The organism is Arthrobacter pascens (assembly GCF_030815585.1).
Lineage (GTDB): Bacteria > Actinomycetota > Actinomycetes > Actinomycetales > Micrococcaceae > Arthrobacter > Arthrobacter pascens_A.
This window is the reverse complement of the sequence record NZ_JAUSWY010000001.1, coordinates 292,734-312,168: the sequence shown is the minus strand read 5'-3', so window position 1 is coordinate 312,168 and position 19,435 is coordinate 292,734. Positions and strand designations below refer to the sequence as shown.

21 protein-coding genes are annotated in these 19,435 nt (G+C 65.3%); 12 read left to right on the top strand and 9 right to left on the bottom strand.

The window, feature by feature from the left end:
• Positions 1 to 21: 21 nt before the first annotated feature.
• The 3 genes from QFZ30_RS01490 to QFZ30_RS01480 all read right to left on the bottom strand — a co-directional run bounded on the left by QFZ30_RS01490 (position 22) and on the right by QFZ30_RS01480 (position 2,715).
• Complete coding sequence (locus QFZ30_RS01490; RefSeq protein WP_307072805.1) at positions 22 to 963, bottom strand: DUF817 domain-containing protein; 942 nt, start codon at positions 961 to 963, stop codon at positions 22 to 24.
• A 79-nt stretch (positions 964 to 1,042) separates the two neighbouring features.
• Positions 1,043 to 1,816 (bottom strand): oxygenase MpaB family protein, encoded by a 774-nt coding sequence (locus QFZ30_RS01485; protein WP_307072802.1) that lies wholly within the window; start codon positions 1,814 to 1,816, stop codon positions 1,043 to 1,045.
• A 119-nt stretch (positions 1,817 to 1,935) separates the two neighbouring features.
• Positions 1,936 to 2,715 (bottom strand): SDR family NAD(P)-dependent oxidoreductase, encoded by a 780-nt coding sequence (locus tag QFZ30_RS01480; protein ID WP_373462878.1) that lies wholly within the window; start codon positions 2,713 to 2,715, stop codon positions 1,936 to 1,938.
• A 92-nt stretch (positions 2,716 to 2,807) separates the two neighbouring features.
• On the opposite strand from QFZ30_RS01480, the gene QFZ30_RS01475 reads away from it, so the two are divergent.
• Positions 2,808 to 3,407, top strand: coding sequence for a TetR family transcriptional regulator (locus tag QFZ30_RS01475; protein WP_307072799.1), 600 nt, complete (start codon positions 2,808 to 2,810; stop codon positions 3,405 to 3,407).
• A gap of 123 nt (positions 3,408 to 3,530) precedes the next feature.
• Here the strand turns inward: QFZ30_RS01475 and QFZ30_RS01470 are convergent, their stop codons facing one another.
• Positions 3,531 to 4,217 carry a DUF2848 domain-containing protein gene (locus QFZ30_RS01470; RefSeq protein ID WP_307072797.1) on the bottom strand — a complete coding sequence of 229 codons (687 nt, stop codon included), beginning with the start codon at positions 4,215 to 4,217 and terminating at the stop codon, positions 3,531 to 3,533.
• Positions 4,218 to 4,365: 148 nt separating this feature from the next.
• Here QFZ30_RS01470 and QFZ30_RS01465 point away from each other — a divergent pair, with 148 nt between their 5' ends.
• Positions 4,366 to 5,754 (top strand): MFS transporter, encoded by a 1,389-nt coding sequence (locus QFZ30_RS01465; RefSeq protein ID WP_307072796.1) that lies wholly within the window; start codon positions 4,366 to 4,368, stop codon positions 5,752 to 5,754.
• Between the two features lie 24 nt (positions 5,755 to 5,778).
• Here QFZ30_RS01465 and QFZ30_RS01460 read toward each other — a convergent pair whose 3' ends face one another.
• Positions 5,779 to 6,435, bottom strand: a complete 657-nt coding sequence (locus tag QFZ30_RS01460; RefSeq protein ID WP_307072793.1) for a GntR family transcriptional regulator — start codon at positions 6,433 to 6,435, stop codon at positions 5,779 to 5,781.
• A 32-nt stretch (positions 6,436 to 6,467) separates the two neighbouring features.
• Between QFZ30_RS01460 and QFZ30_RS01455 the strand changes: the two genes are divergently transcribed.
• Complete coding sequence (locus QFZ30_RS01455) at positions 6,468 to 7,262, top strand: carbon-nitrogen hydrolase family protein (protein ID WP_307072792.1); 795 nt, start codon at positions 6,468 to 6,470, stop codon at positions 7,260 to 7,262.
• Positions 7,263 to 7,274: 12 nt separating this feature from the next.
• Positions 7,275 to 7,619, top strand: a complete 345-nt coding sequence (locus tag QFZ30_RS01450; protein ID WP_307072790.1) for a cupin domain-containing protein — start codon at positions 7,275 to 7,277, stop codon at positions 7,617 to 7,619.
• 200 nt (positions 7,620 to 7,819) lie between these two features.
• Here QFZ30_RS01450 and QFZ30_RS01445 read toward each other — a convergent pair whose 3' ends face one another.
• Positions 7,820 to 8,077, bottom strand: a complete 258-nt coding sequence (locus QFZ30_RS01445) for a VOC family protein (protein WP_307072788.1) — start codon at positions 8,075 to 8,077, stop codon at positions 7,820 to 7,822.
• A gap of 535 nt (positions 8,078 to 8,612) precedes the next feature.
• Here QFZ30_RS01445 and QFZ30_RS01440 point away from each other — a divergent pair.
• From QFZ30_RS01440 to QFZ30_RS01425, 4 genes are all read left to right on the top strand, one after another.
• Positions 8,613 to 9,668 carry an iron-containing redox enzyme family protein gene (locus tag QFZ30_RS01440; protein ID WP_307072786.1) on the top strand — a complete coding sequence of 352 codons (1,056 nt, stop codon included), beginning with the start codon at positions 8,613 to 8,615 and terminating at the stop codon, positions 9,666 to 9,668.
• A gap of 22 nt (positions 9,669 to 9,690) precedes the next feature.
• On the top strand, positions 9,691 to 9,921 hold the full coding sequence (locus QFZ30_RS01435; protein WP_307072784.1) for a CDGSH iron-sulfur domain-containing protein: 231 nt from the start codon (positions 9,691 to 9,693) through the stop codon (positions 9,919 to 9,921).
• Positions 9,922 to 10,151: 230 nt separating this feature from the next.
• Complete coding sequence (locus QFZ30_RS01430; protein WP_307072782.1) at positions 10,152 to 11,495, top strand: pectate lyase family protein; 1,344 nt, start codon at positions 10,152 to 10,154, stop codon at positions 11,493 to 11,495.
• A complete protein-coding gene (locus QFZ30_RS01425; protein WP_307072780.1) occupies positions 11,495 to 13,375 on the top strand; it encodes a pectinesterase family protein in 1,881 nt (626 codons plus the stop codon). Before QFZ30_RS01430 ends, QFZ30_RS01425 begins: the two co-directional genes overlap by 1 nt.
• Positions 13,376 to 13,431: 56 nt before the next feature.
• Here QFZ30_RS01425 and QFZ30_RS01420 read toward each other — a convergent pair whose 3' ends face one another.
• The gene (locus QFZ30_RS01420; protein WP_307072778.1) at positions 13,432 to 14,472 is read right to left on the bottom strand and encodes a hypothetical protein; all 1,041 of its coding nucleotides are present in this window, start codon (positions 14,470 to 14,472) and stop codon (positions 13,432 to 13,434) included.
• A gap of 31 nt (positions 14,473 to 14,503) precedes the next feature.
• A complete protein-coding gene (locus tag QFZ30_RS01415) occupies positions 14,504 to 15,361 on the bottom strand; it encodes a phosphatidylinositol-specific phospholipase C/glycerophosphodiester phosphodiesterase family protein (protein WP_307072776.1) in 858 nt (285 codons plus the stop codon).
• Between the two features lie 204 nt (positions 15,362 to 15,565).
• Here QFZ30_RS01415 and QFZ30_RS01410 point away from each other — a divergent pair, with 204 nt between their 5' ends.
• Positions 15,566 to 15,853 (top strand): hypothetical protein, encoded by a 288-nt coding sequence (locus QFZ30_RS01410; RefSeq protein ID WP_307072774.1) that lies wholly within the window; start codon positions 15,566 to 15,568, stop codon positions 15,851 to 15,853.
• 135 nt (positions 15,854 to 15,988) lie between these two features.
• On the opposite strand, the gene QFZ30_RS01405 is transcribed toward QFZ30_RS01410, so the two are convergent.
• A complete protein-coding gene (locus tag QFZ30_RS01405) occupies positions 15,989 to 16,795 on the bottom strand; it encodes a GOLPH3/VPS74 family protein (RefSeq protein ID WP_307072772.1) in 807 nt (268 codons plus the stop codon).
• Positions 16,796 to 16,891: 96 nt separating this feature from the next.
• Here QFZ30_RS01405 and QFZ30_RS01400 point away from each other — a divergent pair, with 96 nt between their 5' ends.
• The 3 genes from QFZ30_RS01400 to QFZ30_RS01390 all read left to right on the top strand — a co-directional run bounded on the left by QFZ30_RS01400 (position 16,892) and on the right by QFZ30_RS01390 (position 19,319).
• Positions 16,892 to 17,365 (top strand): GNAT family N-acetyltransferase, encoded by a 474-nt coding sequence (locus QFZ30_RS01400; RefSeq protein ID WP_307072770.1) that lies wholly within the window; start codon positions 16,892 to 16,894, stop codon positions 17,363 to 17,365.
• Positions 17,366 to 17,379: 14 nt separating this feature from the next.
• Positions 17,380 to 17,592 (top strand): hypothetical protein, encoded by a 213-nt coding sequence (locus QFZ30_RS01395; RefSeq protein ID WP_307072768.1) that lies wholly within the window; start codon positions 17,380 to 17,382, stop codon positions 17,590 to 17,592.
• Positions 17,593 to 17,762: 170 nt separating this feature from the next.
• On the top strand, positions 17,763 to 19,319 hold the full coding sequence (locus QFZ30_RS01390) for a phospholipase D family protein (protein WP_307072766.1): 1,557 nt from the start codon (positions 17,763 to 17,765) through the stop codon (positions 19,317 to 19,319).
• The last annotated feature ends 116 nt before the right edge of the window (positions 19,320 to 19,435 follow it).

Sequence of the window (19,435 nt, the reverse complement as noted above, 5' to 3'; positions counted from 1 at the left end):
TCCCTTTGTTGGATTGCCCTCTCAGCTGGACTGGCCGGGGGTGCCGTCCCCGGTGACAGCCGGGACGGCAGGTGACTGCCCGGCGTCGGACGTTTCACCGCTGGCCTCCGCAGGCTCTTCCGGCGGCCCGGGCTTGTAGACCCATGCCACCAGCACCACCGAGATGATCATCAGCAGGAACCATGAGATGAGCTTGTCAAACGAGACCATGTGCCAGCCGTTCAGTTGGCTGGGGTAGAGCCAAGCACCCGACCACGTCGCGATGTTCTCGGCAATCCAGATAAACAGCGCCACGAGCAGAAACGCCACGATCAACGGCATCCGGAACCGCCTGCGGAACACACGGAAGTGCATGACGCACCGGCCGTAGATGACCACAACGGCGGCCAACAGAACCCAACGGGCGTCGACGGTGTAGTGGTGGGTAAAGAAGTTCACGTAGATGGCTGCGGCCAGGATCGCCGTGACCCGCCGCAGCGGATACCTGGCGAAGGTCAGGTCGAACAGTCGAAAGACGCGCACCATGTATGAACCGACTGCCGCGTACATAAAGCCACTGAACAGGGGAACCGCTCCGATGCGCAGGAAACCCTCGGCCTCATACTGCCAGGACCCGACGTCGGTCTTGAACAGCTCCATGACCGTTCCCACCAGGTGAAAGAGCACAATCACCCTGAGCTCGCGTGAAGTTTCCAGCCGTGTGGCAACCATCAGGACCTGGATGGCGACGGCCGCGAGAGTCAGGAAATCGTTCCTCGCCAGCCCGGCGTCATCCGGATACCAGAGGCGTACGGCCAGGATTACAGCGAGGAGCGCGGCGCCAAAGATGCATGCCCAGGCTTGCTTGAGACCGAAGACGGCGAACTCGATGAGCTTGGAACGGATGCCGTCGGCCGGCGCGTTGTCCAGAAGCCGATGTGCACGCTCGTCGATCCGGTGCTCTACGGACGTGAAGCTGCGCACTGGTCCCCCGTTCCCCGCCACGAGTGGCTGTTATTTCCGGAGCGGCGCTCCGATGCCATGACTGACTGCCGTGCCCTGGCTAAGCAGTGCCGAGTTGGCCCAGGCAGTAGTTCTTGACACAGTGCCTGATCCGCTGCGGCAGCCGGGGATAGAACACTGCAAGAAACCGCATGGTGCGGTCGAACCAGCGCTCGTGACGCGGACTCCACGCCAGCCCGAAGTCCTCCCGGAGCTGATCCGGAAGGAGGCCCGCGGTCATGAATCTGGCGAACGGCATGATGGTGCGATACCAGAGTGCTGTGCCCTGAGGGTAAAGGAGGCCCCGGCCAACGTCCACGGCGGCTTCGTCAGCACGCAGTGCCTGCAGACGCCCGTCCCAGTACCGGCGGAATGCCTCCCGGTTCTCGGGCCAAAGCTCCTCGGGGAGCTGCAGGGCAGTCCCGAGCTTCGCGTAGTCGAGGTACACGAGCGCGGCCGTCTCGTCATCGAGCGGCCCATAGATTTTTTCGAGGATGGTGACTGCGGTGTCATACAGCGTCGCCGCCACCCAAAGCTGGGATTCGGGGTCAAAGGCGTTGTAGCCCCCGGACGTTTCATCGGCGGCACGGCGCACCGGGGCGTGGGCGCGGTTCACTCTGCGGCGGACGGCCGTCAGCTGCTCCTCTGTGCCGTAGACCACGGCGTAGACATAGGTGAGCGTGCCACCAAGCCTGTCCAGGGGACGTTTCGCGAAGGTGCTGTGTTCAGCCACGCCGTGGCCCACCGCCGGATCGGCGATCTGCAGCAGAATAGCCCGTCCTGCCCCGGCAAGCAGGATGCTTTCTGCTCCCATATCGGCAAGTCCACGCACCATCCCCATACCCTACCCGAGAGGCCAAAGGGCGCCGCCGGAAAAGTCAGAAGGGGACGACGGCGGGACTTCCCGCCGTCGTCCCCTGGCCCTTGGAGCCGCTCCGCTACAGTGCCGACCAGCTACAGTGCCGACCAGCCGCCGTCGGAAGCGAGGATGGCGCCGTTGACGTTGGTGCCGTCGTCGCTGAGGAGGAAGGTGATGGACGCGGCGAGCTGCGCCGCGGTGGCAGGCGTCGGGACCGTGGCCTGCATGATCGGCCCCAGGCGTTCGGCGGAAACCTTCGATCCCCAGTTTGCAACAATGCCGGTCATAGTGGGCCCGGGGGCAACGGCGTTGAAGCGCAGGCCCTTGGGCCCGTAGATCACGGCGGAGTTCTTGGTCAGGCCGACGACGGCGTGTTTGGACGCGGTGTAGGCGGCGCCGGCGGCGGAACCGCGCAGCCCGGCCTCGGAGGCGACGTTGACCACGGAGCCGGTGCCGGACTCGAGCATCAGCGGGACCACGGCGCGGGTCAGGCGCATGAGGGCGGTGACGTTGATCCGGAAGACGCTGTCCCAGAGCTCGTCGTTCACTTCGTGGATGGGGGCAAAGTTGTCCATAATGCCGGCGACATTCGCGAGGGCGTCTACCCGCCCTCCGGCAGCGGCGACCACGGCGGCGACGGTCTCTTCGGTGGAGATGTCGCCCGCCACGGGAACCAGGTCCAGGCCGCTGTTCTCCGCTACGAAGTCGTCCAGGCGTTCCTTGTTGATGTCGGCCGCGATGACCCTGCCGCCCTCCTTGGCGATGCGCAGGGCGGTGGCATGGCCGATGCCCGAGGCGGCGCCGGTGACAATAACGGTCTTTCCTGCAAAGCGGCCATTGGTGGTGGCCTCCTGCCACGGGGTTTTGTTGCCCACGATGATGTCCTTCCAGACGCTGATGAGGGTGCTGCTATCCACCTTATGACACCCTGTGTCATAATGGAAGGGTGAGTAGTGGAGGAATGTTTGTGGAAGACCAGAACGCCGCCGCATCGCGTTTCGCCGGGCGGCCCACCACCATTGATCCGGACGCCGTGGCGGGCATCGCGTTGCGCCTGTTCGCCGAGCATGGCTATGAACGGACCTCGATGGAGGACATCGCCCGCGAGGCGGGCATCGGACGCAAGAGCCTCTACCGCTACTTCACCAGCAAGGCGGACCTGGTCTGGGGCGGCACCGAGCCGGTGATCGACGCTACGGTGCCGGTGCTCGACTCAGCCCACGTTCATGGCGGTTTCGACGGCGACATCCTGGCGGGGCTCTGCGAGGTGGCCGTCGCAGGCGCTGCAGTCCTCCCGGACCTCGCCGTGACGCGCGGCCGCCTGAGGCTGATTGCCGAACACCCTGAGCTGATGAGCCGGAGCTACGAAGCCCTGGCGTCCCAGCGTGATCGGGCCAGGTCCCACCTTGTGGAGCGCGGCGTGCCCGCGGACACCGCGCGCTACTTGTGCGCCGCGTACATCGGCGCGACGTTTGAGGCGTGGATGCAGTGGGCTGCGGGCACGGACCCGGACCCCGTGCCTTATCTGGTGGCGGCGGTGGGGGTGCTGCGGGTGCCGGGTGCCTAGCTCCTTGAGCCTCGCTGCCAGTTCCGCGACGCAGACGCCGGGTGATCCCGCGCCCGGCTGACTGGCCGGTTCAGCGCAGTCCGCCAGGCGGCCCGGCATGACCGTGCCGGACAGGCATGACAGTCAGCCGATGGGCTCGGGCATCTGCTCCACGAGGTACTGGGCATCCACCGAGGTGCCAGTTACGGGATCCGACATTTCGACTTTCCAGCTGCGGGCGAACTGGTCGACGCCGTGGGTCATTGCCACCGTGCCGGAGATGAGAACCGTGCCCGGCTCGTTGAGGCCGCGTTCAGTGAGGACGTCCAGCCAGTAGTCGGGGCTCAGCAATGCTGCCAGCGAGCTGTCCTGGATGAGTTTGTCCGGGGTGTCACCCTCCCCAACCCACCCCTTCAAGGTGATCTGGTCCAAGTGGTCCCGCACGTCGTCGAGCCGCCAGGCCTTGCTGCCCAGAACGTCAGGGCTGGCATTCTTGCTCCAGGCCACCCCGTGGACCTCAAGCTCGCGGTCCGTGTGGTCGCAGGCCACCGTCAGCAGGACACCGTCGTCGGTGATCACCAGCGCCCATTCGGCTTCCCCGGAAGTCCGGCCGTGCTGCACGCGGACTTCGGCAACCTGCTGCGCCAGGTACGGCGAGACCGGGTACAGGGCCGGCGTGGTTGCGGGGCCGGGGACTCCCAGTTCGGCCAGTTCGGCGATGTGGGCCTGCACTTCCGCCTGCTCCCGCCCTGCGTAACCTGCGTTGAGGAGGTGCTTGACTTGCACGTTCCGGGTGCTGCCGTCGGGAAGTTCGAAGCTGAGAACCGTCATGTTCTGTCCATCCTTTGCGTGTCCTGCGGGAAAATTTAACAAACCGGAAACCGGAAACGGTCGCCAATGTACATCCAGTATGCGTAATGTATACATTTAACGCCAGCGTGACAGGCGTCACCCGTAAACATCTTGTGGAGGACACACCATGGCTAAAGTCCCAGTTCCGGCTTCCGGCGCAGCGCCGCGTCCGGTCAAGTCGATTCACCCCAAGGGCCTGTACAAGGCCTTCGCCGCCAGCCTCACCGGCACTGCCCTCGAGTGGTACGACTTCGCCGTCTACTCGGCCGCGGCCGCCGTCGTATTCCCCATCGTCTTCTTCCCGTCGTCCGATCCCCTGACCGGCACCATCCTGGCTTTCTCTACCTATGCGGTGGGCTACGTGTCCCGCCCGGTCGGCGGCATCATCTTCGGCCGGCTGGGTGACCGGATCGGCCGCAAGAAGGTCCTGGTGACAACCCTGATGATCATTGGCGTGGCCACCGTGCTGATCGGCGTACTCCCCGGTTACGACAGCATCGGCATCACCGCACCGATCATCCTGGTGCTGCTGCGCTTCGCCCAGGGCGTGGGTGTTGGCGGCGAGTGGGGCGGCGCCGTGCTGCTCTCCAGCGAGTACGGCGATCCCCACCGGCGCGGCTTCTGGGCGTCTGCAGCCCAGGTGGGCCCGCCCGCCGGCAATCTCATGGCGAACGGCGCCCTGGCCGTCCTCACCCTCACCCTGACCGAGGAACAATTCATCGGCTTCGGCTGGCGCATCGCGTTCCTGGTCTCGGCCGTGCTGGTCGGTTTCGGTCTCTGGATCCGCCTGAAGCTGGAAGACACCCCGATCTTCAAAGCCATTGAGGCTCACGGCGAACAGCCCAGCGCACCCGTCCGCGAGGTCTTCAGCACCGAACTCCGGCCGCTTGTCGCCGCCACCCTTTGCCGGGTTGGCCCCGACGTGCTGTACGCCCTTTTCACTGTCTTTACGCTTACCTACGGCATCCAGGCCCTCGGCTACGAACGCAGCCAGGTGCTCACCGCAGTGCTGATCGGCTCCGCCTTCCAGCTGTTCATGATCCCGCTGGCCGGTGCCGTGTCCGACCGCTTCAACCGCCGCCTGGTCTACGGAACCGCGGCAGTAGTGGGCGCTGTGTGGACGTTCATCTTCTTCGGCATCCTGGGCGGGGACAACGAGCCGATGCTGATCGCCGGCATTGTGCTGGGCCTCATGGCGCACTCCTTCATGTACGGGCCGCAGGCGGCCTTCATTGTGGAGCAGTTCTCCCCGAGGCTCCGTTCCACCGGCAGTTCGTTGGCCTACACGTTCGCAGGCGTGATCGGCGGTGCCATCGCACCCTTGATGTTCACGCTGCTGCTGGCTCAGTTCGGCACCTGGATTCCGGTGGCCATCTACGTGGCCGTCGCGGCTGCTGTCACAGCGGTGGGCCTGGCGCTCGGCCGGGACTCCAACACCGTTGAGGACGAGGACTACCGGCTCCTCCTGGAAGGTTCCGGCGCGGCCCGCCAGCCGTCCGCCGTCGAATCCCCCTAGGGCCTGAGTTTGGTGGGGGCTGGATCAGGTGCGGAGCAGGATGTCCCGGGTAACGGCCAGGTGGTGGTCAATGGCTTCCTGAGCCTTCGCGGCGTCGCCGGACACCAGGGCATCGAGGATGTCCTGGTGTTCGGCGCACACCTGCTCGCGCCGGCCGCCGGTGCGGAACAGGGCAGCGACGCCCACCAGGATCTGCCGGACGTGGAGCTTGCTGTACGTCCGCGAGATGAGTTCGTTGCCTGCGGCGTCGATCAACTGCTGGTGGAAGAGGGTGTCCAGCCGGATGAACTCCTGCGCAGCGTCCGCATTCAGCTGATGGGGAAGCCGGGCCTGCTGGTCAAGGGTGTCCTGCATCGTCTGCGCAGGAACCCGGCGCTGTTCGATGACCAGGCGGGCGGCATGGCTTTCCAGCACACCTCGCAGTTCCATCAGCTCCGACATTTCGCGGCCGGTCACCGGCGGAACATAGGCCCCCCGCTGCGGAATCAGTTCCACCAGGCCGTCGGAGACGAGCAGCAAGAGCGCCTCCCGGACCGGGGTGCGCGAGACGCCGATCTGAGCGGCCAGCTCCTGCTCGTTCAGGAACTTCCCCTGCACGTCCGGGTCGATCAGGATATTTTCCCGCAGGTACGCGTACGCCTTCTCGCGGCCGGACGCCGCTGTCCCCGAACTTTTTCGCATACATTATGTATACAACAGACTGGAGTAATTTCATGCGTTTAGCAGTGGCCCAAATCATCACCGGAGCCGATCCGGCCGCCAACCTGGAGCTGATTCGAGAATACGCCACCCGCGCCAAGGCCGCTGGCGCCGAACTGGTGGTGTTCCCGGAAGCGGCGATGCGCGCCTTCGGGAACAACCTGTCGGACATCGCCGAGCCCCTGGACGGACCGTGGGCCGGCGCAGTCCGCAGCATCGCCAAAGAACTGGATATCGCGGTGGTGGCGGGCATGTTCACTCCCGGCGAGGGAGGCCGCGTCCGGAACACACTGCTTGTCACCGGCCCGGGGATCGGCACTTCCTACGACAAGATCCACCTCTTTGATGCGTTTGGTTTCGCCGAATCTGATTCGGTGGACGCCGGCACGTCACCCGTGACCTTTGAACTCAACGGCACGGTGATTGGTCTCGCCACCTGTTACGACGTCCGCTTTCCCGCCCTTTTCACGGCCAACGCCCGGGCCGGCGCCCAGGTGAACATTGTCTGCGCTTCATGGGGCGCCGGTGAGGGGAAGGCGGGGCAGTGGGACCTGCTGATCCGGGCCCGCGCCGTGGACAGCACCACGTTCGTGGTGGCATGCGGGCAGGGCGATCCCGCCAGCATGGGCCTGCCGTCGGCCGCCGCAGCCCCCACCGGTATCGGCCATAGCGCCGTGATCTCACCCCTCGGTTCACCTATCGTCACCTTGGGCAAGGAGCCCGAACTCGCCGTCGTGGACATCGATCCGACGGCCGTCGCGGACGTTCGCGCAAAACTGCCGGTGCTGGCCAATGCCCGAAGCCTCTGAAGCGAAACGGCCATGAACAAGCCCCAAATGGAATTCAGCCAGCCTGCCGGGGAGTGGCAGCCGCATGGCAGCCCCGACATCCTGGACCAGATACTCGCGCACGACCCCGCCACCGGCGACGCAACACTCCTCCAACGCTATGAGGCCGGTGCCGCTACCCCTCTCGGCACGATCAGCCATGACTACTGGGAAGAAGTCATGATCCTCTCCGGAGAACTGACCGACCTGGGGCTGGGGCAAACCTTTACTGAGGGCATGTATGCTTGCCGGCCCCCCGGGATGAAGCACGGACCCTATCAAAGCAGGCCGGGCTGCAGCATGCTGGTGATCATCCGGCCTTGCGAGACCTCCGAGTAATCGGCAGACGAGTCCGGAGAAGTGAACGGACGACGGCGGTACGTCCCGCCATCGTCGGTTTGCGTCTCAGTGGCAAAGGTACGGGCCACCTGGATCACTGGTATGACTCGGGGAGCCATGCGCCCAACACGGCCAGCGCACTAATCCAGGTTGTTCTCTGCCGTTTCCGGCCCGTACCGCGGACCTACTTCAGACGTACTTCAGACGTGCTGATCGACCAGCACCGGGTTGCCATCCGGATCCAGGACGATGAAGCTCGCCGGCCCCGTCGTTCCCTCGTCTGCCTCGGAAAGGAACTCCATGCTCTTGGCCTTGAGTTCCCGCTGGAGGTCGCGCACATCAGTGAACCGGTCCACCGCCTCCGCGTCCTGATTCCAACCCGGGTTAAAGGTGAGCATATTCTTCTCAAACATCCCTTGGAAGAGGCCGATGACCGTCTCACCGTTTTTCAGGATCACCAGTTCTGGGTGATGTCTCCGCCGAAACTGCTGAAGCCAAGTTTCTCCTAGAACGCAGCAGAAGCCGCGATGTCCTTGACGGCGAGGCTGATCGAAAAAGCGCCGAGCTGCATGGGTTGCTCCACTCTCCAAGGGGACGGATCGTACCGATGATACCCGCGGCTACGGCAGTCGACGGCGCGGGACGGACCCGCCGTCGCTTGTCTTCGCAGGCATCAAACCTTGCACAACCAATAGCAAGTATGCTTACTATTGCGAAGGCGGCACTGCTAAGGAACGGCGGCCCTCGCTGATTCACTACGACAAAGGAAACCACCGCAATGAAGAAACTGCTGCTCGCCCTCCTCCCCACCATCATCAGCCGCGTGCTGCGCGCCCGCCGGGCCAAGCAGAGCCGCTCCAGACCGGCCCGCAGCCGGAACCGCCCCTGACGTTGTAACGCCACACGCAGCGGCCACTGCCGCTGACAGCGGCCCGACGATGCACACGGCTTCAGCGCCGCCAACGCCCGCGCTGAAGATTCCATAGGAGAACCATGCAAATCCCTGAACCGCGGGGTCCGATCAGCGCCGCCTTGCTAGCGATCCTGGCCAGCCGGCCCACAGAGGCCGAGGCAGTCCTGACCGAACTTCAGGCACTTGTTACCGCAAACCTGGCCGAGGCTGAAGACGTCATCGGAGACGACGACCTCCAACTGGCGCTTTTCTGCCTTTACGAGCTGCACTACGGCGGGCTGGACGGCGTAGACGACGGCTGGGAATGGCATCCCGGCCTGATCACCGTCCGCCGGCTCCTGGAGCGGCCGTTCGAACAGGATCTCCGGCACGCCGCCACAACCGCTGTCGCCGAAGTTCCTCCAGTTCCCGCCGCAGGACCTGTGAGCGACGGCGTGGCCACCGTTCTGTTTGCCCTCGCCGCAGCCGATACCGGCCCCAGCCTCTCCAAGTTTGTTGCGAAGAAGGCCACCCTGGACCAGCTCCGGGAGTTCCTTATTCACAAATCCATCTACCAGCTCAAAGAGGCGGACCCGCACACGTGGGCCATACCGCGGCTGACCGGGCGCGCCAAGGCCGCCCTGGTGGAGATTCAGGCCGACGAGTACGGCGGGGGCCGCGCGGACCGAATGCACAGCGCCCTCTTTGGCAGGACCATGCGCGCCCTGGGACTGGATGACCGGTACGGTGCCTACGTTGACACCGTGCCCGCCATCGCCTTGGCGTCCGTCAACATGATGTCCTTGTTCGGACTAAACCGCCGGCTCCGCGGTGCCATCGCCGGGCATCTGGCGATGTACGAGATGACGTCCTCCCGGCCTAACCAGATGTACGGCAACGGTTTCCGTCGACACAACTTCGACGCCGCAGCGACGGCCTACTTCGATGAGCACGTCGAGGCAGACGCCGTCCACGAACAGATCGCCGGGCGGGATCTCGCCGGAGGCCTGGTAGAGGCAGAACCGGACCTGCTCCCCGACGTGCTGTTCGGCGCGACGGCGGCCATCGCCTTGGACGCCAGGCTCACTCTCCACATCATGGACACCTGGGAGAACGGGCTGCCTTCGCTGCGCACCGGCCTTCCCACGGCCGCATGACAACACAAAACCGGGAAGGCACATGAACCAGGAACCTGCCGAAGGGACAATCGTCGTCTGCCCGGACGGGCCGCTATTGGTCCGTGGGGACTTCGAGATCGTCACGCCCTCTGGAGAACCTGTGCCGAGGCAGCGCCAGACGGTGGCGCTCTGCCGGTGCGGCGCATCGGCGATCAAACCGTATTGCGACGGGACGCACAAGCTGATCAAGTTCCGGACAGAACCTGTCCGCCCCAAGCCGTCAGGCATGTAAATTGATGGGCACGGCCATCCTTGCCGCCCTCAGCCTGGGCGTACGGTACCGGGTCCTCCGCCAACAGATCCAAGTTGTCGGCAGGATTCCCCTTGCCGAGAAACCGTTTTCTGAGTAGTGTCCTTCTCAGCGCTCCGCAGTGACCGTCGTCATAGCAGCCGCCGGACCGGAGCGCAGTTCATTCCAATGACGGAAGAGAGAACATGCGAAAACGCAGGACCTACTTATCCATGTCCGCAGCCTTGGCCGTTGCAGGAGCACTGATCATTTCGGCTCCCGCAGGAGCAGCGCCCAATCCGGGGTCCGATCCCGCCGCCCAGACCGCCCGGACCCCGCTGGAGCGCCAGGTTCTTTCCGAGGGGAACGGCTGGGCATCCGAAGGGACGGGAACCACCGGCGGTTCAGCGGCAGGGGACGCCAACGTCTATGACGTCTCCACCAAGGCCGAACTGCTGGCCGCCTTCGCCGCAGCAGGCGCCCAGCCCAAGATTGTCCGGGTCCACGGCACCATCGACGCCAACACAGCACCGGACGGTTCAGCCCTGACCTGTGAAAACTACGCCGAAGGCACCGGTTACAGCCTGGACCAGTACCTCCAGGACTTCGACCCGGCAAGCTACGGCCGCAGCCAGATACCCGCAGGCCCGCAGGAAAGCGCCAGGCGCCTCGCCGCCGCAAAGCAGGCCAAGTCCATCCGCTGGGATATCCCCAGCAACACCACCATCGTCGGCGCCACGCCGGACAGCAGCATTACCGGCGCAGCCCTGCGCATCAACGGCGCCACCAATGTGATCGTTCGCAACCTCACCGTGCGGGACGCCGCCGACTGCTTCCCCGCGTGGGATCCCACCGACGGCGCCGAGGGCAACTGGAACAGCGAATACGATCTGCTTCAGGTCATCAACAAGGCCACGCACGTCTGGATCGACCACTCCGAATTCACCGACGCCCCCAACTTGGACAGCTCCCAGCCGCTCCACTTCGGCCGTCACTACCAGGTGCACGACGGCGCAGTCGACGTCACCAACGGCTCGGACCTGGTGACCATGTCCTTCAACCGCTTCTCGGACCATGACAAGCTGCTCCTGATCGGCTCTACCGATTCGCCCACCCGCGGGGACCCCGGCAAGCTGCGCGTCACCATCCACCACAACGTCTTCGAAAACGTCGGCCAGCGCGCTCCGCGCGTCCGTTTCGGCCAGGTGGACGTGTACAACAACCACTTCAAGGTGACCGAGGACAGCACCCTCCCCTACGGCTACACCCTGGGCGCCGGATTCGACTCCCACATCTATGCGGAGGCGAATGCCTTCACGCTTCCGGCCGGCATCGACACCGCGAAGATCATCGGGCGCCTGAAAGGAACGGCAATCACCACCCTCGCGAACGCCGTCAACGGGGAGATCACGGACCTTCGCGCCGAGTACAACGCCGCTGCTGCGCCCGCGGACCAGTTGGCCGCGGACACCTCCTGGACGCCCACCCTGCGCACCCAGGTCCACCCGGCCCAGGCGGTGCCGGCACTGCTTCAGAACTCCACCGGTCCCATCTTCACGGCAGGTGGGGAACGCTGATGGCCGCCATTCTGCCGAGCCGGCGCAGCGTACTGGCCACCCTGGCGCTCACTGCGGGAACCGTGGCCCTCTCGGGAACGGGCATAGCGAACGCCTTCACCCAGGCGGCCCTTGACCCCGCGAAACCCCGCACCAAACCGGTGGTCTTCGTCGTCGGTGACTCGACGTCGTCGGCGTACCAACAGTCCGAACGCCCCCGCGCCGGCTGGGGACAGGCCCTGCCGCTCCTTCTGGGACCGCAGGCAACCGTCTTTGACTACGCCTGGTCCGGCGCGTCCTCCAAGAGCTTTGCCGACGCGGGACTGCTGGACCGGGCGCTGGCCCTGATGCAGCCGGGTGACTACCTGCTGATCTCCTTCGGGCACAACGACGAGAAAGTGGCGGACCCTGCCCGGGGAACGCTCCCGGACTCCACGTTCAAGGAGTACCTGAGCCGGTACATCGATGGCGCCAAAGCACGCGGAGGCAAGCCCGTCCTGGTCACCCCGGTCGAACGCCGCCGCTTTGATTCCTTCGGGATGGCCCGGGATTCCCACGGCGCGTATCCGCAGGCAGTGCGGGAACTCGCTGCGGCGTCAGGCACTCCGCTGGTGGACCTGACAGCTTCCTCAAAGGAGTTGTGGCAGCAGTTGGGGCCGGAAGGAACCAAGTCTCACTTCCTTTTCCTGAGTCCCGGCGAGCACCCGCAGTATCCGCAGGGTTCCGAGGACAACACGCATTTCCAGGCCGCCGGTGCGTTGGCGGTGGCACGCCTCGTGGCACGCGAACTGCAATCCAAGGAGATCGTCCCGCCGGGCTACTTCCTGAATATCGACGGCGGCATCGACCCTCTGTTGGGCATGTTCTGGCCCGCTGAGCGCCCCATCGATATCCCGGTGACGCTCGACGTCGGACCGGGCAGGACGTTCGCGACGGTACAGTCCGCCGTCGACTCCGTGCCCTCGAACAGCCTCCAGCGGACCGTGATCAGGATCCAGCCCGGCACCTACCGGGAAGCCGTGCGGGTGCCGAGCAACAAGCCCCGGATCTCGTTCATCGGGCAGGGCAGCAGGCCGGAGGACGTGCTCCTCGTCTACAACAACGCCGCCGGCACGCCCAAGCCGGACGGCAGCGGGAATTTCGGCACCTCCGGCAGCGCATCCGTCCGGATTGACGGGCCGGACTTCGTGGCCCGGAACCTGACGTTCAGCAACGATTTCGATGAGGCCGCCAACATGGGGATCAAGGACCGCCAGGCCGTCGCGCTGCACATCACCGCCGACCGCTCGGTGCTGACCAACGTCAGGTGCCTGGGCAACCAGGACACCCTGCTGGTCAACTCACCGGGAGCGGGCGTCCCGGCGCGGTTCTACTTCAAGGGCTGCTATGTGGAAGGCGACGTTGACTTCATCTTCGGCCGCGGGACCGCTGTTTTCAGCGACTGCGAAATCAAGTCCCTGGACCGTGCCTCGACCACGAACAATGGCTACGTGACGGCAGGGAGCCTGGATCTGTCGATCAAGTATGGCTACCTCTTTGACCAGTGCCGGTTTGTCTCGGACGCCGCGGCGAACAGCGTACATCTTGGCAGGCCGTGGCACTCCGGCGGTGACCCGAGGGCGGTTGCCCAGGTCCTGGTCAGGGACTCCTGGCTCGGCGCGCACATTTCCGGTACGCCCTGGACCGACATGAGCGGCTTCTCCTGGCGGGAGGCACGGTTCCACGAGTACAACAACCGCGGCCCCGGCGCACAAGTGACCCTCGACCGTCCACAGTTGCCCGGGGCTGAGGCCGGCAACTTCACGGTCAGGACCTATCTCCAGGGAACGGACGGTTGGGCACCGCAACTCGCAGGTTCTACGGCGGACTGCAGCGTAGTGCCGTCAGAGGTGGCCGCCTAGCTATTTCAACGGACGACGGCGGGTGGCTTCCGCCGTCGTCCGTTTCCGTCTGGTGCCTACTGGCTGAAGGGGACCTTCTCCCAGCTCAGGACATCATCGCCGTCGCTGCTGTTGCCGGCAACCGTGAACCTGACGTAGTTGGTGGCGTTGGCCGACCCGTCCACGGTGATGCGCTGCAGGTCGTCCGCGGCGGGCTGGCCGTAGATGTTCAGCCACGGTGAGCCCTCCGCCAGCGGCTGGTTCTCGGCAAAGACGTGGCTGTCGCCGTTGATGAGATAGACCGGGCGGTCGAAGCGGTTGGTCTCTTCAGTGATGGCCGCCACGATCTCGCGGAATCCGGACACGGTTTCGGGGTTGCCGGAGGCTGCGCCAAGGAGGAAAGGATCGAACATGTCGGCCTGGGTCATCAGCACCACGGCGCGGTCGTTGCGGCGCTCGGCGTCAGCGAACGTCTCGCGTATCTGGTCCAGGACGGCATCGGTCCGGTGCTCAACTTCGGCCAGCTGCTCTGGCGTGGGAGAGGTTTCGCCCAGGCCGGTCCACGGAAGTAGCGGGTTGTTGCTGCCCTGGATGTTCACCACGGAGAAGGCCACGCGGTTCTCTGTGAAGCGGACATTTTCCGGAAGCCCCAGGTTCTCCTGGGTCTTGATCGGCATGGTTGCGCCCAGGGCCTTGCCGGGCTCGTCGAAGAAGACCTCCCGCAGCTTGGCCAGCCGTTCCAGCGGGTTGTAGGCGCCGTTGTTGGTGCGGTGGCAGTCCACCCACTCGTTGTCCCCCGGGGTGAAAACCAGCGGGTGCTCGAAGGTGTCGAACTGTGAGCGGATGTTAGCGAAATATTCGTCCGAGCAGACCGAGGAGCCGTTCTTGATGTCGCCCACGTGGGTGACGAACTCCAGCGCGCTGTCGGCGTTGATGTCCTGGATGCGGGACGGGAACTTGGCGATTTCGGCGTCGCCGTAGGGGATGTCGCCGATGACGCCAAAGGTGAACGCCTGGCTGTCGGAGGCGTCGTTGGCTGCGTTGGCGGGCTGGGACGCAAGGAGGCCGAGCGCCAGGACGGCTGCCGCCGTCGTTGTTTTCAAGGTCTTTGAAGGCATGGAAGTGTTCCTGTCTCTGCTGAGGGGCGGCTTAGAGCGTGCGGGCGGCGAGGAACTGTTCCAGCGCCTCAAGGTCGTCGGTGTTGATGTGGTCCACGCCGGCGTCGAAAAGTTCCGTCCAGACCGCTTCGCGGGCTGCGCCGGGCTGGTCGGGGGTGGCCCAGAAACGGACACGGTAGCCGTGGGCGTGGGCATCGGCCACGTATGCGTGGAGCTTGGTGCGCTCGGCCTCGGGAATGGGGCCCACGCCCTGCCAGGTGAAGAGCTTGGTCCAGTTGTCGCTGACCAGCGGCATGAGTTCGGCAGGTTTTCCGGAGGTGAGGTCGGCGGAGCGTCCGTCATAGAAGCCGAACTGCTTTTCCTGTGCCTGCATGGTGGCCAGGGGACGGTTCCCGCTGATGACGGCGGTGACGGGCCCGGTTTTGGTGGTGCCGTTGCTGTAGCGGCTCATGATGTCCCGGTGCTCGGCCAGTTCCTGCTCGATGGCGGCGTAGGTGGCTTCCCCTTCACTCTTGATGTCGATCAGGAGCTGCAGGCTGCCGTCCCAGTGGGGATAAACGCTGTGGCCCTGGTTTCGCACCAGCTCGTCCAGCGGATCGAGGTAGAGGCTCTCGAGCGTTACTCCGGGCTCGGCGTCCTCGAGGTCGTGTGCCACCAAAAGTTCGCCGTCCACCAGCCACACGTCCGCCTCAACGCTGGTGAATCCGTGCTCCAGGGCGTCGAACAGGGGCCGGTCGTGTTCGTAGTCGTTGTGCGCATGGGCTGCGGCCAGCGGCTGTCCGAGGACTACGGACGACGGCGCGTGGGCGGGATTCGCGGCCGGCGGGGCGGCCATTCCGGTCAGGGAGGTGAGCGCTACAAGTGCTGTGACGGCGCTTTTCAGGAACACGGGGTTCTCCTTGGTACAGCTGAGTCGGTTCATATCCCAAGCGATGGGGGCGCTGGGCGATAGTGCGTGAACAGACTTCCTGCTGCGGAAGAACGGGCATTGCCCCAACGGTTTCGGGACGGTGAACAGGGGGCGTCGTTTGGATACCATGCCAGCATTGAGCACTCGCGATAGTCCGGCGACCTTCCGCCGATCGGACTCCCGGTGTGGTGGCTGGCATGGAAACCGGCGAAGCAGCCGCCCAGCGCCGATGCCATCCCGCACGGGCGCCGGATCTACCGCCGGACCCGCCCGGAGGCGGACCATCGACCAGGTCTGCGGACGGACGACGGCGGCGGCGCCTCGCCTGAACCTGTCGCGTCTCCGGCGTCCGAGGAGAGCGCGGGACAGGTAGCGAAGGCCCTGGATGGCGTCACGGCCCGGCACGTCCTGGGGGTGCCGGGCCCGGGTGCCCGGGTGGACGTGATTCCCGTGGATACCAAAGGACACTGATGCGACGCGGTGGTGAGTGTACGACGGCGGGACGTCCCGCCGTCGTTAGCTTGAGCTTGGTGCCGCTCCCCTAGGGTGCCGGCCAACCGCCGTCGGAGGCTAGGATGGGCCGCGCCCAGAGGTTCTACGGCACCGCTACAAGTTTGCGGCTTCTTGCTCCGCCAGCCTGATCATGCGAAGTTCGTCCTCCACCGCGCGGGCCGGCCAATAGTCCTTGGCCAGCTCATCTGCCCGGGTCAGATCTGCTGCCGGGAAGAGCTTGCCGAGCAGTCCGGCCGCCTGAAGCAGGGCGATCAGCACTGTGGTCCTGGCATCGGGTGCCTTGGAAACAGGCTTGGCATCGGGCGCTCCGGCATCATCAGGCTTCGTGGGCTCGGACGCTTCCGCATCAGCTGTCCCCGCATCAGCTTTCCCCGCCTCGGACGTCCCGGCATCGGTGGTCCCGGCATCGGTCGCCGTGGAAGCCGGCGCCTCGGCATCGGACGGCGCACCGCTGAGTGCGGCCTGGATCTTTTCCAGGAGCGCAGCTTCCGGACCGTGGTCCTTCTCCGGGTACCGCACGGTCCGGAACAGGCCCAGGTGCCTTTCGCCCACGTGCTCCACGATGCCCCGTGACGCCATCCCCTCGTAGACACGCTGTACTTCGGCGCGGCCCTCCAGCATGGAGACCCATCTCTTGGGGGCGTGGGGCCGGGATTTGCCACGGATGAGTTCCAGCTCGTGCTGGAGATCCGTTTCCGGGGAGGCGCCGGTAGCTTTGACGCGCTTGCCCTGCAGCTCGATCGCGTCGATCAGGTCCAGTTCGGCCAATATTGCCCCGGCCAACGTGGTCCTGAGTGCGAACACCGGAATGTCTGGTTTGCCGGTGGTGTCGTTCGTTGCCAGAAGGAGGAAGGCCTGGGGGAGGTTCAGCTCCGCAGCCTTCGGAGTTTCAGCGTTCATAGCATCATGGTGGCCCCATTGGGCGCGCACTACAACAGGGATGTACAAGCACCGGCGACACTGAAACCGCCGACGCGATCGGCCATGATTGAGGTGATGATTTGCATTGACCGGGATGACCCCGCACGCCAAGATGTCCATCAGCTCCTGAGCGAACACCTGGCGGACATGTTCGCTACGACGCCGGCCGAAAGCGTCCACGCGCTGGACCACTCGGCGCTGTCCGCGCCGTCAATCACGTTTTGGACGGCCAGGGAGGCCGGCGGACTGCTGGGGTGCGGCGCACTCAAACTCCTGGATTCCCCGCCCGGGTCCCCCGGACACGGCGAGATAAAGTCCATGCGCACTACGGCAAAAGCGCGGGGGCGGGGCGTGGCCACGCTCATGCTCCGGCACATCCTCGACGATGCCCGCGCCCGCAATCTTGAGCGCCTCTACCTTGAGACCGGAACCGAGGACTACTTTGCTCCAGCACGGCGCCTGTATGCCCGCAACGGCTTCACCGAGTGCCCGCCTTTCGCCGATTACGCCCTGGATCCAAACAGCGTTTTTATGGAACTCCGCCTCTAAGGAAGGGCCCCGGCATGAGCACCCGCGACACTCCTCCCCAGATCGGCGATCTTCCGCCGATGGGACGTCCGGCAAACACTGCCTTGATCGCGGCGGGCATCAACTCGCTGGTCCACGTTGCTGCCCGCAGCCGCGGGGAGCTGCTCGCCATGCACGGGGTGGGCCCCAAAGCGATTCGGATCCTGGAAGCTGCCCTCGAAGCCCAGGGGCTGCGGTTCGCTGACTAATCCCGCCGGCGGCTAGCCGTGTCCAGACCTTCGGAATCCGCCAGGACGTCGACGTCACCAGATGACATTGATCACCGCAGTCGTAGGCTACTGAGTAGGCCGGACGCCAAATGACCGGCCTCGGGTCCCGAAGGGAACGACGAGTGGACAGTAGTGCTGGTTATTGGTTCTTGAGTAGCGCTGAGCGGGGCAATGTAGCCACCGGCGTGCATGCGGGCAATGCGGGGTCGCCGTCCTGGTCGGAGGGCAACCTGGTGCGGCCCCTGATTCACGGTGTCACCTACTTCGCCCGGCTGCATGAGGAGCTGTCGGCCCTTCATGCGGGAGACCGTGTGTGGTTCACCGACTGGCGTGGCGATGGCGACGAGCGGCTTACGGCGGACGGGCCGACCATCGGCGAGTTGCTGGCGCGGTTAGCCCGAGCGGGAGTGGAAGTGCGCGGCCTGGTCTGGAGGTCCCACGGAGAGCGCGTGTCTGCCCCCATGAGTAACCGGTCCAACGAGCTCCTCAGCCGCCAGATCAACGACGCCGGCGGCGAGGTGCTGTTGGATCAGCGGGTGCGCCTCTTCGGCTGCCATCACCAGAAATTGTTCGTCATCCGCCGTCGTGACGACCCTTCGCAGGACGTCGCGTTCGTGGGTGGGATCGACGTTTCGCACAGCCGCCGGGACGACGCCGATCACGCGGGAGACCCGCAGGCGGTGGCGATGGATCCCCGGTACGGGAAACAACCCCCGTGGCACGATGCCGCCCTCGAACTCCGTGGCCCGGTTGTGGCGGATGTGCTGGAGTTGTTCGCTGAACGGTGGAATGACCCCCATCCGCTGGACCGGCGCACGCCGTACCGGATGCTGCTGCAACGTCTGGCGGATATGCCCCGGCACCCGGAACCCCTGCCGGCCACTGCGCCGCCACCGCCACCGGCCGGCCCTCACGCCGTGCAGCTGCTGCGCACCTACGGTGTGAAGCATCCGCCGTTCCCGTTCGCACCCGGTGGTGAGCGGAGCGTTGCCCAGGCCTACGCGAAAGCTTTCGCCCTGGCCCGCTCGTTGATTTACATCGAGGACCAGTACCTGTGGTCGGCAGAGGTCGCAGCCGGAATCGCGGCCGCCCTCGAGGAGAACCCCGGTTTGAACGTGATCGCCGTAGTGCCACGCTACCCGGACTCCGACGGTCCGCTCGGAGGGCCACCCAAGCGGCTCGGGCAACTGCGTGCCATCGAGAGGATAAGCCGCGTTGCACCCGACAGGTTCGGCGTGTTCAACCTGGAGAACAGAGCCGGCACCCCAATCTATGTCCATGCCAAGATCTGCATCATCGACGACACCTGGTTCACTTGCGGATCGGACAACTTCAACCGTCGATCCTGGACCACGGACAGCGAGCTTACCTGCGCGGTAATCGACACTACTGCTGGTCCCGGCGCTTCCCGGCCGTTGGCCCACGGGCTCCGGCTCCAACTCTGGGCCGAACACCTGGGCCTGGATCAGAGCGACCCTCAGCTCCAAGCCCCGGCCGCCGGGCTCAAACTGTGGAATGCCGCCGCCGACGCTCTGGACCATTGGCACAAAACCGGCCGCCGCTCGTCCCGCCCCAACGGACATGCGCGACACCACAGGACAGAACCGGTGACACCCCTTGCGCGGCTCTGGGCGGATCCTGTGAACCGCTTCCTGGTGGACCCGGACGGCCGCCCCCGCAAAATGCGCGGCACAACTAAGTTTTAGGCAGGTAAGTCCGCCACCCTAGAACTGGGTAGTGCCACCTCTGCACGCGTAACCGCCCGGAACCCTAGCGTCACACAACGCGACGGCCTCCGGATCCGGACAGGCAACGCCCTACC